Origin of the sequence: Streptomyces sp. M92, assembly GCF_028473745.1 — a bacterium.
Classification (GTDB): Bacteria; Actinomycetota; Actinomycetes; order Streptomycetales; family Streptomycetaceae; genus Streptomyces.
On sequence record NZ_CP101137.1, the window covers coordinates 3,580,159 to 3,593,633 of the forward strand.

A 13,475-nucleotide genomic window follows, 5' to 3' on the forward strand; every position below is an offset into this window, starting at 1 on the left:
CGGTGCCGGGCCCCTTCACCGCGTCGGCCTGCTCCGGACCCTCAACCGGAGAAGCCGACGTGCGCGAGCCGCAGAGCGCCGCGCAGCCTGATGCGGAGGTCGTGCACGCCCTCGGCGGCCATCGCGGCGCCGGCCTCCACGTAGTCGTACGGGCCCGGCGTCGGCGTGCCCGGGGACAGCACCGCCATCGACGGGCCGCCGTCGAGGGCGATCTCCACGCTGCCCTCGCCCGCCACCGTCACGGTCACCCCTGCTACGCCTCGGCCGAAGTCGCAGGAACGGTAGAGGAGTTCGCCGGAGCCGGTGCCGCCCGCCACCGGCGTCACCGCGTCGCCCGCCACCTTCGTGCGGTCCACGATCTCCGTGCCGCTCTGCTCGTCGAAGTCGGCCGCGTCGAGGCCGTGTTCGCGTACCGGGCGGGGAACGGCCGGCTCCCCGTCGAGCCGCACGGTCGCCGACAGCCGTACGTCCTCGCTGGAGGCGCCCACCAGCAGCGCGTACGGGCCGGGTTCCAGCCGCCACCGGCCGTGGGCCACGTCCCAGAACGCGAACGCGGACAGCGGGATCTCGAACGACACCTCCTCCGTCGCCCCCGGGGCCAGCGTGAGCCGCCGGTGGGCGAGCAGCTCCCGGCGCGGACGCGGGACCGAGGGCTCCTCGGCGCGGGCGTAGAGCTGGGCCACCTCGTCGGCCGTGACGCCCCCGGTATTGGTGACGGTGAAGGAGACGCGCACCGAGGCGTCGCCGACCCGGGCGGAGAGGTCCGCGTAGCCGAAGGACGCGTACGACAGGCCGTGCCCGAACGGGAACAGCGCGGTCCCCTCGAAGTACAGGTAGGTCTGGCGGCTCCCGATCACGTCGTAGTCCAGCAGCCCGGGCAGGTCGGCGTCGTCGGCGTACCAGGTCTGCGGGAGCCGCCCGGCGGGGGAGACGTCACCGGCGAGGACCCGGGCCAGTGCGGTGCCGGCCGCCTGGCCCCCGTGCGCGGTCCACAGCACCGCCGGGAGCACGTCGGCGTCGACCGTGTACGGGTAGGCGGAGACCAGCGCCAGTACCGTGCGCTCGCTTGCGGCGCGGGCGGCGCGCAGCAGCCGTTCCTGGTGGGCGGGCAGCCGCAGCGTCGTGCGGTCCTCGGTCTCCCGGCCGTTGATGTGCGGGTCGTTGCCCGCCACCACCAGGACCACGTCCGCCTCCGCCGCCGCCCGCGCCACCGCGTCCTCGCCGCGCTCGGCGACGACCAGTTCGAAGACCTCGGCGTGCGCATCGTCCATGCCCTCCGCGGCAACCTGCACGCCGTCGGCGGCGACACAGACGGGACGACCCGTTCCCAAGTGCCGCAGGAGGTGACCGTTGCCATGGGGCTCCAGCCGGAAGGTCTCCTGCACGACCCAGCCGCCGGGCTGGTCGGCGGAGGCGCGCAGGAAACCGTCCTCGGCGACGGACAGGTACCGGCCGTCCGGCGCCCGCAGGGTGAGGACACCCTCGCCCCAGTCGGCCAGCGCGAGTTCGGTGCCGTCGGCGTCGGTGGTGAGGGGCGGCAGGTCGGTCCGGCCGGCGAGCAGCGCCGGGTCGAGGGCACCCTCGGAGCCCGGGGCCCCGGCGGGGGAGTCGGCCGAGTCCTCCGCCGCCGGAAGGACGTGCAGGAACGTGCCGGCACCGGTGCGCAGTCGGACCCGGTCCACGCCCTCCGCGAAGGTCACGCGTTCGGCGCCGAACCGGTCGTACAGGCCCTCCAGCGGAGTCGAGCGGTGGATGAGCGTGCCGCTGTACCAGTCGAGCTTGCACTCGTCGGCGAGCAGACCGACGACGGCGATCCGGGCGTCGGGGGCCAGCGGCAGCACACCGTCGTTCTTGAGCAGGACGACCGCCTGCTCGGCGGCCTCCAGGGCGAGCGCACGGTGCTCCGGGGTGTCGAAGTCGTCCGTGCCCGCGTGCGGGTCCCGCGCCGGGTCGAACTCGCCGAGCCGGAGGCGGACCGAGAGCTGCCGGCGCACCGCCGTGTCGATGTCGGCCTCGGTCAGCAGGCCCCGCTCCAGGGCGCCCCGGACCCGCGCGACGATCACCGAGGAGTCCGTGCCGTGGTCGGTGAAGCTGTCCACCCCGGCCCGCAGCGCGGCGGCGGTCGCCTCCTCGTGGGTGTCGAAGTAGTGCTCGGAGTCGACCAGGTTGGAGGGCGCGCCCGCGTCCGAGCAGACCAGGAGGTCGTCCTCGGTCCAGGTGCGAAGGTGCCGGCCGAGGTACGGGGAGAGGTGGTTCGGGCGGCCGTTGACCAGGTTGTACGCCGGCATCACTCCGGCCACCGCGCCCGCCCGGACCGTCTCGTGGAAGGCGCGCAGGTCGTACTCGTTCAGCACGCGCGGGCGGACGGACGCCGAGGACGTGTCCCGGTCGGTCTCGTTGTTGTGCGCGAGCCAGTGCTTGAGGACCGGTGCGGTGCGCCAGTACACCGGATGGTCGCCGCGCAGGCCGCGGGTGTACGCGGTCGCGATGGCGGAGGTCAGCTTCGGGTCCTCGGAGTAGCCCTCCTCGTTGCGGCCCCACAGGGGGTGGCGCAGCAGGTTGACGGTCGGGGACCAGACGTTGAGGCCGACGCGCTCGTCCCGGGCGCGCATCGCGCGGGCCTCCTTGGACACCGCCTCGCCGACGCGGCGCACCAGATCCTCGTTCCAGGTCGCGCCCAGGCCCACGGCCTGCGGGAACACCGTCGCCGGGCCCATCCAGGCCACTCCGTGCAGGGCTTCCTGGCCGGTGCGGAACGCGGAGATGCCGAGGCGTTCGACGGCGGGGGCGAACTGGTGCAGGGAAGCGGTCTTCTCATCGAGCGTCAGCCGCGACAGCAGGTCGTCGACGCGCTTCCCGAACGGCAGGTGCGGGTCGCGGAAAGGCGGCGTGGGCAGCGTGGGTGCGGACACGTGAGGTTCCCCTTGCGATGGAGCGACGAACGCTTTCGAAGCGCTTCGATGCTCATTCGCCGTACGGGTGGGTGTCAAGACGTCAGGGAATTCTGGGAGCGACCCTTGTGCGGCCTCAGGGGTTCACCTAACCTCGCAGCAACATCGAAGCGCTTCGACTACGGAGCTGTGACCCCAGGACGCACCCGCAGGTGCATCCGGAACCGCGCATTCCTCCGACGACCGCTTCAGCTCAGCCAGTTCCAGTGAAGACACCGCAGCCGACGGCCACCGCCGGGTGTGCTGGTGCGCCATGAAGGGTTGACGCAATGACGCCGAACGCCGCCTCCGGTCCCAGCCGGAGAAAGTTCCTCGCCTCCTCCGCGGCCGTCACCGCAGCGGTGGCGGGAGGTGTGCCGCTGCTCTCCGCCTGCGGCGGTGGGTCCGACGGCGGTTCGCGCGACGGCACCACGTCGGGCAAGGAGGCGAAGAAGCTGCTGCCGGCGTACGTGGCCGGCAACGTGGTCACCCCCGACATCCCCAGCAAGAACGGTTCCGCGGTCGGCTTCACCGGCAAGCTCGACCTCGCGGACCTGAAGACCTCGGTGCCGAAGAAGCTCGGCAAGGGCGGCGAGGTCACCGTCATGTCGCCGTTCTGGGGCTCCCCGCCGAAGGACGGCAACGCCTACTACAAGGCCATGAACGAGCTCATCGGCGTCGACGTGGTCTGGCAGAACCAGGACGGCAACACCTACGACCAGAAGCTCGGCGCGGTCCTCGCCTCCAGCGAGGTGCCCGACGTGGTGGTCGTGCCCGGCTGGAACATGACCGGCAAGATACCCAGCGCCATCATCGGCAAGTTCGCCGACCTCGGCCCGTACCTGTCCGGGGACGCCGTCAAGGAGTACCCCAACCTCGCGGCGATCCCCACCGACGCCTGGCGGCGGTCCATCTTCGGCGGCAAGCTGCGCGGTCTGCCGATGCCGGCCTCGTACGTCACCGGCATCGTGCCGCTGTACCGGCAGGACGTCTTCGAGAAGGAGGGTTACGAAGTCCCCCGGTCCTGCGACGACTTCATGGCGTTCGCGAAGGACGCCACCAACGCGAAGGCCAAGCGCTGGGCCTGTCTGGACATGAAGTGGACCGCCTTCAACGCCTTCGGTGTGCTCTCCGGCAACGAGAAGTCGCTGGGCTGGAACGAGGCCGACGGCAAGCTGGTCTACCGCATCGAGACCGAGGAGTACCTCGAGGCCCTGGAGTGGACGCGCAAGCTGTTCGCCGCCGGCGTCGTGCACCCCGACGCCAGGCTCGGCAAGTCCAACGCGGCCGACCCCGGGCCGAAGTTCGCCGCCGGCGAGTTCATCGTCTACAACCAGGACTCCTCGCAGTGGTGGAGCCGTACCGCCGAGCAGGCCACGCAGAACCCCGAGTTCAAGATATGGGGCATGGACATCTGGGGGCACGACGGCGGCGACCCGACGCTGTGGGCGCAGAACCCGGCGGGCATCTTCGCCTTCGTCAACAAGGACGCCCCCGAGTCCGTGATCCGCGACGTGCTGGCCGTCGCCAACGTCACCGCCGCGCCGTACGGGACCACGGAGTACATGGCCACCAACTACGGCGTCGAGGGCACCCACTACACCGTCGAGGACGGCGTGCCCACCAAGACCGAGCAGGGCAACATCGACGTGATGAACGCCTACGTGATGATCGCGAGCCCCGCTCCGACCATCGCCCACCCCGACTTCCCCGAGGTCGCCAAGGGGCAGGTGGAGTGGCAGCAGCGCATGGGCGCCTTCACGAAGAAGTCCGCCTTCTACGGCATGCAGATCGTCGAGCCCGCCCGCTGGACCAACCTGTCCAACGACTTCGAGCAGCTGGAGGACGACGTCGTCCGCGGCCGCAAGAAGATCAGCGACGTGCAGCAGGCCGTCTCCGACTGGCGGAGCAAGGGCGGCGACAAACTGCGCGACTGGTACAAGAAGCTGCTCGACGAGAACGGCACGGCGGCGGGCTGACGGTACCGAGGCGAGGAGAACGGCCGTGTCGAACAGCACGGTGCCTCGGACCGGGACCGAGGCCGATACGACGAAGAAGACCCCGGTGGCGTCCGGCGACGCCACCGGCCCCCGCAAGGGCAGGCCGGCCACGGGCAAGCTCAGCCTGCGGCTGAGGTTCCGGCGCGACCGCGTGCTGCTGCTGATGACACTGCCGGCCGTTCTGCTGGTGCTGCTCTTCAACTACGTGCCGATCCTCGGCAACGTCGTCGCCTTCCAGGAGTACGACCCCTACCTCAGCGACAACGGGATCGTCTCCATCCTGCACAGCCCCTGGGTGGGCCTGGAGAACTTCCAGCGGATCTTCGAGGACTCCGCCTTCTGGAACTCGGTGCGCAACACGCTGGTGCTCTTCGTGCTCCAGCTGGTCCTGTACTTCCCCATCCCCATCCTGCTCGCGCTGCTCATCAACAGCGTGGTCCGGCCCCGCGTCCGGGCGATCTCCCAGGCCATCCTCTACCTGCCGCACTTCTTCTCCTGGGTGCTGGTCATCGCCGTCTTCCAGCAGCTGTTGGGCGGGGCGGGACTCCTCTCCCAGCTGCTGCGCGACCATGGCTACGACGGACTGAGCCTCATGACCGACCCGGACACCTTCAAGTTCCTCGTCACCGCGCAGAGCGTGTGGAAGGACGCCGGCTGGGGGATCATCGTCTTCCTCGCCGCGCTCGCCTCCGTCAGCCCCGACCTCTACGAGGCCGCCGCGATGGACGGCGCCAACCGCTGGCGCCGGATGTGGCACGTCACGCTGCCCGCGCTGCGCCCGGTCATCGCACTGCTGCTGGTGCTGCGCGTCGGCGACGCCCTGACGGTCGGCTTCGAACAGATCCTGCTGCAACGCGACGCCGTAGGACCAGGGGCGGCCGAGGTCCTGGACACCTTCGTGTGGTGGAACGGCGTGCGCAACCAGGACTTCGGCTACGCCGCCGCCGCGGGGCTGGTGAAGGGCGTGATCAGTCTCGGCCTGGTCCTGATAGCGAACAAGGTGGCCCACCTCATGGGCGAGCAGGGGGTGTACAAGAAGTGACCGCCGTACGAGAAGCGACCGCCGAGCGAGAAGCCACCGGCGGGCCCGCGCGCAGGCCGAGCCGGTGGGCGGCCCCGCCCCGGCCCGTGTGGGAGGAGAAGCCGAGCCGGGCCGGACTCGCCGGCAAGGGCCTGGTCCTGCTCCTGGCCTGCCTGGCCATCCTGTTCCCGCTGTGGATCGTGGTCGTCACCAGCCTCTCCTCCCGCAAGGCCATCGACGAGGCCGGCGGACTGGTGATGATCCCGACGGACATCACCTTCGTCGCCTACCAGGAACTGCTCAGCGGCGGCCAGGTCACCCGGGCCGCGCTGGTCAGCGTCGGCATCACCGTCGTCGGCACCCTGTTCTCGATGGCGGTGTCGGTGCTGTGCGCCTACGGGCTGTCCCGCAGCGGCTCGCTGGGCCACCGCTGGATCCTCTTGGTGCTGCTGGCCACGATGTTCTTCAGCGCGGGCCTGATCCCCACCTACCTGCTGGTGCAGTCCCTGGGGCTGACCGACAGCTACCTCGCGCTGATCCTGCCCAGCGCGATCAGCGTCTTCAACATCCTGGTGCTGCGCGGCTTCTTCATGGGCATCTCGCAGGAACTGATCGACAGCGCCCGCATCGACGGCGCCGGGGACCTGCGCATCCTGTGGCAGATCGTCCTGCCGCTGTCCCGCGCGGTCGTCGCGGTCATCACCCTGTTCTACGCCGTCGGCTACTGGAGCGCCTGGTTCAACGCCTCCCTGTACCTGAACGACCAGGACATGCTGCCCCTGCAGAACGTCATGATCCAGCTCGTGCAGAAGCAGGAGGCGCCGGTCGGGCTCGGCCAGGCGATCAAGACCGGCGAGCTGTCCGGGCTGGCCGTGCAGATGGCCGTGATGGTCATGGCCCTGCTGCCCGTCGCCGTGCTGTCGCCCTTCGTCCAGCGCCACTTCAAGAAGGGGATGCTGACCGGCGCGGTGAAGGGCTGACGCCCTCGTTCACCGCCCCGGACCCGCTCGCCTCGCCCGCCGCCGTCCCCGCTCCCGAGCCGCACAGAACGAGGTATGTCATGCATGCGTCCGTGTCACGCAGCCCGAGCCGGCGCGCCGTACTCGCCGGGACCGCGGCCGCCGCCGCGCTCACCGCCGTTCCGTTCGCCCCCGGGCGCGCACACGCCGCCGAGGACACGGCGGACGTCCCGGCCTCCGCCTACCGCTGGCGCAACGTCGTCATCGGCGGCACCGGCTTCATCACCGGCGTCCTGTTCCACCCCCGCGTCCGCGGCCTCGCCTACGCCCGTACCGACATCGGCGGCGCGTACCGCTGGGACGACCGCGCCGACCGCTGGATCCCGCTCCTGGACCACCTCGGCTGGGACGACTGGAACCTGCACGGCGTCGAGGCGATGGCCGTCGACCCCGCCCACCCGGACCGGCTCCACCTGGCCTGCGGCACCTACGCCCAGGCGTGGTCGGCGAACGGCGCGATCCTGCGCTCCGAGGACCGGGGCAGGACCTGGCGGCGCACCGACCTCCCCGTGAAGCTCGGCGCCAACGAGGAGGGCCGGGGCACCGGCGAGCGGCTCCTGGTCGACCCGCGCGACAGCGACACCCTGTGGCTGGGCACCCGGCACGACGGCCTGTGGAAGTCGGTGGACCGGGGCGCCACCTGGGGCCCCGTCACCGGCTTCCCCGCCGCCCCGACCGCCACCGGCCAGGGCGTCACCCTCCTGGTGGCCGCGGGCCGCACCCTCTACGCCGGCTGGGGAGACGCCGACGGCACCGCGCCGAACCTCTTCCGCACGCCCGACGGCACCACCTGGGAGCCCGTCCCCGGGCAGCCCTCCGGCGCCGCGGCCAGGGTCCCGGTCCGCGCCGCGTACGACCGGCACACCCGCGAGCTGTACGTCGCCTACGCCGACGCACCGGGTCCCAACGGCCAGTCCACCGGCAGCGTGCACAAGCTGCGCACCACCGACGGCCGTTGGGCCGACGTCACCCCCGTCGAGCCCGGCGGCACCACCCCCGACGGCGGCGCCGACACCTTCGGCTACGGCGGAGTCGCCGTCGACGCCCGCCGCCCCGGCACCGCCGTCGTCTCCACCAACAACCGCTGGGCCGCCGTCGACACCCTGTACCGGACCACCGACGGCGGCCGCACCTGGACGTCCCTGAAGGAGTCGGCCGTCCTCGACGTCTCCGAGACCCCGTACCTGAAGTGGGGCGAGGAGCAGCCCAAGTTCGGCTGGTGGATCCAGGCCGTCGCCGTCGACCCGTACGACTCGGAGCACCTCGTGTACGGCACCGGCGCCACCCTCTACGGCACCCGCGACCTGCGCCACTGGGCCCCGCGGATCCGCGGCCTGGAGGAGGCGTCCGTGACCCAGCTGATCTCACCCCCGCGCGGGCGGGCACACCTGCTCAGCGGCTCACGGGACATCGGCGTCATGTACCACGAGCGGCTCACCGCGTCCCCGGCGCGCGGCATGGCCACGAACCCCGTGTCCGGCTCGGCGACCGGACTCGCGCAGGCCGCGCGCAGACCGGCGTACGTCGTCCGGGCGGGCTGGGGCGATCAGGGCAACGGCGCGTACTCGCACGACGGCGGCGTCACCTGGGCACCCTTCGCCTCCCAGCCCGGCATCGCCGAGGACGCACCCGGACCGATCGCCGCCAACGCCGACGGCAGCGTGCTCCTGTGGTCCTTCGTGCACTGGGACGGCACCCGGCACCCGGCCCACCGCTCGGCGGACAACGGCACGACCTGGACCGAGGTCCCCTCCTTCCCCAAGGGCGCCACGCCGGTCGCCGACCCGGTGGACCCGGCGCTCCTCTACGCGTACGACACCGACGCGGGGACGCTGCTCGCCAGCACCGACGGCGGCCGCACCTTCACCGCCCGCGCCACCGGACTGCCCGCCGGTGACGCCCAGTTCCAGCTGGTCGCGGCGCCCGGCCGCAGCGGCGACCTGTGGCTGAGCACCAAGTGGAACGGTCTGCACCGCTCCACCGACGGCGGCACCAGCTTCACCAAGGTCGACAGCTGCTGGGCCTCGTACACCCTTGGCTTCGGCAAGGCCGCCGACGGCGCCGGCTACCCGGCGGTCTACCAGGTCGGCTCCACCGAGACCATCACCGCCGTCTACCGCTCCGACGACGAGGCACGGACCTGGACGCGGATCAACGACGACCAGCACCAGTGGGGGTGGACCGGCGAGACGATCACCGGCGACCCCCGCGTGTACGGCCGCGTCTACCTCGCCACCAACGGACGGGGCATCCAGTACGGAGACCCCCGCTGATGCCGAACCTGTCGGACACCACCCGCCACCGCATCCTCTACGGCGGCGACTACAACCCCGAGCAGTGGCCCGAGGAGACCTGGCACGAGGACGTCCGCCTGATGAGGGACGCGGGCGTCAACTCCGTCACCCTCGGCGTCTTCTCCTGGGCCGGACTCGAACCGCGCCCCGGCGTCCACGACTTCGGCTGGCTGGACCGCCTGATGGACCTGATGCACGCGCACGGCATCGGCGTCGTCCTCGCCACCCCCACCGCCTCGCCCCCGCCCTGGCTGGGGCACCTGCACCCGGACACCCTGCCCCGCGACGAGGACGGCCGCACCGAGTGGTGGGGCGGCAGGCAGCACTTCTCGCACTCCAGCGCCACCTACCGCCGCCACGCCGCCGCCATCACCGAGGCCCTGGCCGCCCGCTACGCCGGCCATCCCGCCCTCACCATGTGGCACATCAACAACGAGTACTGCACCTACGACCACGGCGACGAGGCCGCCACCCGCTTCCGCCGCTGGCTCCGGGCCAGGTACGGCACCCTCGACGCCCTCAACACCGCCTGGGGCACCGCCTTCTGGAGCCAGGGCTACGGAGACTGGGCCGAGATCCTGCCCGCCCGCCGCACCCACTACCTGAAGAACCCCGCCCAGGTCCTGGACTTCCGGCGCTTCACCTCCGACATGCTCCTGGAGTGCTACGCCGCCGAACGCGACATCGTCCGCCGCCACACCCCGCACATCCCGGTGACCACCAACTTCATGCCGCTCTGGTCCGGTCAGGACGCCTGGCGCTGGGCCGAGGAGGAGGACGTCGTCTCCGTCGACCTCTACCCCGACCCGCGCGACCCCCTCGGCGCCCAGGAAGGCGCCCTGGTCCAGGACATGACCCGCTCCCAGGCACGCGGCCCCTGGATGCTCATGGAACAGGCGGCCGGACCCGTCAACTGGCGCGGCGCCAACCACCCCAAACCGCGCGGCCTCAACCGCCTGTGGTCCCTCCAGGCCGTCGCCCGCGGCGCCGACGCCCTCTGCTGCTTCCAGTGGCGCCAGTCGAGGCAGGGCGCCGAGAAGTTCCACTCCGGGATGGTCTCCCACGCGGGGGAGCGGGGCCGTACCTACCAGGAGGTCAAGCAGCTCGGAGCCGACCTCGCGAGGCTCGGCCCGCACGCGGCGGACACCACCGTCACCGCCGACGTCGCCGTCCTGCACGACTGGCACTCCTGGTGGGCCGGCGCCCAGGACGGCCGCCCCTCCACCCGCTTCGACTACCCCGACGTCCTGCGCGCCTGGCACCGCGCGCTGTGGGAGGCCCACCTCACCACCGACTTCGCCCACCCGGAGCACGACCTGACCCCGTACAAGGCGGTCGTCGTACCCCAGCTCTACGCCCTCACCGACACCGCGATCGACAACCTCCTCGCCTACGTCCGCGGCGGCGGCACCCTCGTCTGCGGCTTCCTGACCGGCGTAGCCGACGAGGACGACCGGGTCAGGCCCGGCGCCATGGACGCCCGGCTGCGCGAGCTGTTCGGCATCCGCGTCCTGCACGAGTGGTGGCCCCTGGAGAAGGACGAGACGGTCACCTGCGACGGCTTCCGCGGCACCCTGTGGTCGGAGGAGATCGAACCCGACGGCACCGCCACCGAGACGGTCCGCTACAAGGGCGGCGAGCTGGACGGACTGCCGGCCGTCCTCGGCAAGGACCGCGCCTGGTACCTCTCCACCCTCCCCGAGCCGGCGGCGCTGCGCGACCTGCTCGCCCGCATCGCCGCCGACGCGGGCGTCCGCCCCGCGCTCGACGGACTTCCGGCCGGCGTCGAGGCCGTACGCCGCGGCGACCTGCTCTTCCTCCTCCACCACGGCCGCGACCCGGTCACCGTCGACGTCCCGGGCACCCACCGCGACCTGCTGACCGACACGACCGTCACCGACCGCGTCACCCTCGGCCGCTACGGCGTGGCGGTCCTCACGGAGCCGGCCTCATGACCGGTACGCCGGTGCACGGCACCTGGGAGCCCGAGCCCGCCGCCCGCTGGGAGGACGCCTTCCTGACGGGCAACGGCCACCACGGCGCCCTCGTGTTCGGCGATCCGCACGCCGACCGGGTCGTCGTCACCCACCACACCCTCGTCCGCCCGAACGGCGACGACGAGCACCGCCGCCCACCCCGGCTCGCCGCCGGGCTCCCCGACCTCCAGGACCGCCTGCTGGCCGGGGAGACGGACGCCGCCGAGAGCTTCACCGACGGGCGCCCGCTGCAATGGGTACGCCCCTTCCACCCGGCCTTCCAGCTCCGCCTGAACAGACCGCCCGGCGACGCCCACGCCCCCTACCGCCGCTCCGTCGACTTCACCTCCGGCGAGACGACCGCCACGTGTTCCTCCTGGACCAGCCGCGTCTTCGTCTCCCGCGCCGACGACGTGATCGTCCAGCACATCACCGCCCCGCACCTCACCCTCGACCTCTCCCTCGACCCCCGCCTCCCCGGCGCCCCCGCCGGCCTCGGCGTCGGCCACGGCGCCGTCCTCACCCCCGAGGGCGCCCAGCTCAGCCTGCGCGCCCGCTACCCCGGCGACAGCGGCCTGGCGTACACCGGCGTCACCCTGGTCGCCGTCACCGGCGGCACCACGAAGCTGGTCCCGCCCGGCGTACTCGTCGAGGGCGCCACGGAGGTACTGCTCCTCACCCGGGTGCGCCGCCACACCGGCGAGCTGGACGTGGTCACCGAGGGCCGCGCCCTGCGCGACCTGCGGGAGGGGACGTCGTACGACGCCCTCCTCGACCGCCACCTCGCCCTGCACCGCACCGCCTACGACCGCGTCACCCTCGACCTCGCCGCCGACCCCGCCGAACGCGCCCTGCCGGGCTCCGCGCTGCTCGGACGCCCTCGCGGCACCGCCCTCCTGGAGCGGCTCTTCGCCGCCGGTCGCTACCACCTCCTGTCGGCGAGCGGCCTGCTCCCGCCCCGCCTGACCGGCCTGTGGACCGGCGACTGGAACACCGCGTGGTCCGGAGCGTTCACCACCAACGCCAACCTCAACCTCCAGACCGCCTCCGCCGCGGCCGCCGCCCTCCCCGAGGTCACCGAGGCCCACGCCGCACTGGTCCACGGGCAGCTCCCGGACTGGCGGGACAACGCCCGCGCGATCTTCGGCACCCGCGGCGTCGTCGCCCCCTCCCACACGGACGGCGAGTCGGGGCACACCTGCCACTTCAGCCGCGAGTACCCGCTGCACCTGTGGACGGCGGGCGCCGACTGGCTGCTCAAGCCCCTGGTCGACCACGACGAGACCCGCGGCGCCCACGACCCCCGCACCACCGCCGCGCTCGCCGAGGCCGCCCTCTTCTACGAGGACTTCCTCACCCGGACCGACGAGGACGGCCACGTGCTCGTCGTCCCCTCCTACTCACCCGAGAACCGCCCCGCCAACGCCAGTTGGGGGACCGTCAACGCGGCCATGGACCTCTCCGCCGCCCGGCACACCCTGCTGACCGCCGCCGACCGCCACCCCGCACACGCCGGCCGCTGGCGCGCCCTCGCCGACCGCCTCCCACCGCACCGGACCAACGCCGACGGAGCCCTGGCGGAATGGGCGAGCCCGGGCCTGGAGGACACCTACGACCACCGCCACCTCAGCCACCTCTACGGCGTCTGGCCCCTCGACGAGATCAACCCGTACGACACCCCCGCACTCGCCGAGGCCGCCCACCGGGCCCTCGAACTGCGCGGCGCCGAGAACGACTCCGCCCACGGCCACCTCCACCACGCCCTGATCGCGGCCCGCCTGCGGGACGCCGGTCGGGTCGCCCACGCCCTCGGCCGGGTACTCGACGGCGACTTCTTCCACGCCTCCCTGATGAGCGCGCACTACCCCCGCCGCGACGTCTACAACGCGGACGCCGCGCACGCCCTCCCGGCCGTGCTCATCGAGATGCTGGTGCAGTCCACCCCGGACCGGCTGGTCCTGCTGCCCGCGCTACCGGAGTCCTGCCCGCAGGGCGAGCTCAAGGGCGTACGCACCCGCTTCGGGGCGGCACTCGACCTCACCTGGACGCCCGACGGCGACGCGACGGCCGTCCTGCGCCCCGCCCGCACGCACCGCGTCGAACTCCGGACCCCCTCCGGCGCCGAGCCGCTCGACCTCGTCGCCGGAGCGGACCGCGTCATCGGCGTCAAGGCGCGGTAGCAGCACCGCACCCGCCGGCCGTGCCGTCAGGCGCGGTCGACCTCGGCCCGCAGCG

General features: G+C 72.5%; 7 protein-coding genes. 6 read left to right on the top strand and 1 reads right to left on the bottom strand.

Features of this window, described 5'->3' with window-relative positions; all coding sequences use genetic code 11:
• Window positions 1-41: 41 nt before the first annotated feature.
• Window positions 42-2,912: a glycoside hydrolase family 3 C-terminal domain-containing protein gene (locus M6G08_RS16345; protein ID WP_272587893.1), complete on the bottom strand. Its 2,871-nt coding sequence runs from the start codon at window positions 2,910-2,912 to the stop codon at window positions 42-44.
• Between the two features lie 308 nt (window positions 2,913-3,220).
• Between M6G08_RS16345 and M6G08_RS16350 the strand changes: the two genes are divergently transcribed.
• From M6G08_RS16350 to M6G08_RS16375, 6 genes are all read left to right on the top strand, one after another.
• The gene (locus M6G08_RS16350) at window positions 3,221-4,909 is read left to right on the top strand and encodes an extracellular solute-binding protein (protein WP_272587894.1); all 1,689 of its coding nucleotides are present in this window, start codon (window positions 3,221-3,223) and stop codon (window positions 4,907-4,909) included.
• 25 nt (window positions 4,910-4,934) lie between these two features.
• Entirely contained in the window at window positions 4,935-5,972 is a 1,038-nt protein-coding gene (locus tag M6G08_RS16355; protein ID WP_272587895.1) for an ABC transporter permease, read from the top strand.
• Window positions 5,969-6,931: a carbohydrate ABC transporter permease gene (locus tag M6G08_RS16360; protein WP_272587896.1), complete on the top strand. Its 963-nt coding sequence runs from the start codon at window positions 5,969-5,971 to the stop codon at window positions 6,929-6,931. The genes M6G08_RS16355 and M6G08_RS16360 overlap by 4 nt, the downstream gene beginning before the upstream one ends.
• Window positions 6,932-7,011: 80 nt before the next feature.
• Window positions 7,012-9,243: a 1,4-beta-glucanase gene (locus tag M6G08_RS16365; RefSeq protein WP_272587897.1), complete on the top strand. Its 2,232-nt coding sequence runs from the start codon at window positions 7,012-7,014 to the stop codon at window positions 9,241-9,243.
• Window positions 9,243-11,219, top strand: a complete 1,977-nt coding sequence (locus M6G08_RS16370) for a beta-galactosidase (protein WP_272587898.1) — start codon at window positions 9,243-9,245, stop codon at window positions 11,217-11,219. The genes M6G08_RS16365 and M6G08_RS16370 overlap by 1 nt, the downstream gene beginning before the upstream one ends.
• Window positions 11,216-13,420 (top strand): glycosyl hydrolase family 95 catalytic domain-containing protein, encoded by a 2,205-nt coding sequence (locus M6G08_RS16375; RefSeq protein WP_272587899.1) that lies wholly within the window; start codon window positions 11,216-11,218, stop codon window positions 13,418-13,420. Before M6G08_RS16370 ends, M6G08_RS16375 begins: the two co-directional genes overlap by 4 nt.
• The last annotated feature ends 55 nt before the right edge of the window (window positions 13,421-13,475 follow it).

What these genes read in the sequence shown, in the direction of transcription:
- M6G08_RS16350 (WP_272587894.1), top strand. Translation starts at nt 3,221, where the DNA reads ATGACGCCGAACGCCGCCTCCGGTCCCAGCCGGAGAAAGTTCCTCGCC.
- M6G08_RS16365 (WP_272587897.1), top strand. Translation starts at nt 7,012, where the DNA reads ATGCATGCGTCCGTGTCACGCAGCCCGAGCCGGCGCGCCGTACTCGCC.
- M6G08_RS16370 (WP_272587898.1), top strand. Translation starts at nt 9,243, where the DNA reads ATGCCGAACCTGTCGGACACCACCCGCCACCGCATCCTCTACGGCGGC.
- M6G08_RS16375 (WP_272587899.1), top strand. Translation starts at nt 11,216, where the DNA reads ATGACCGGTACGCCGGTGCACGGCACCTGGGAGCCCGAGCCCGCCGCC.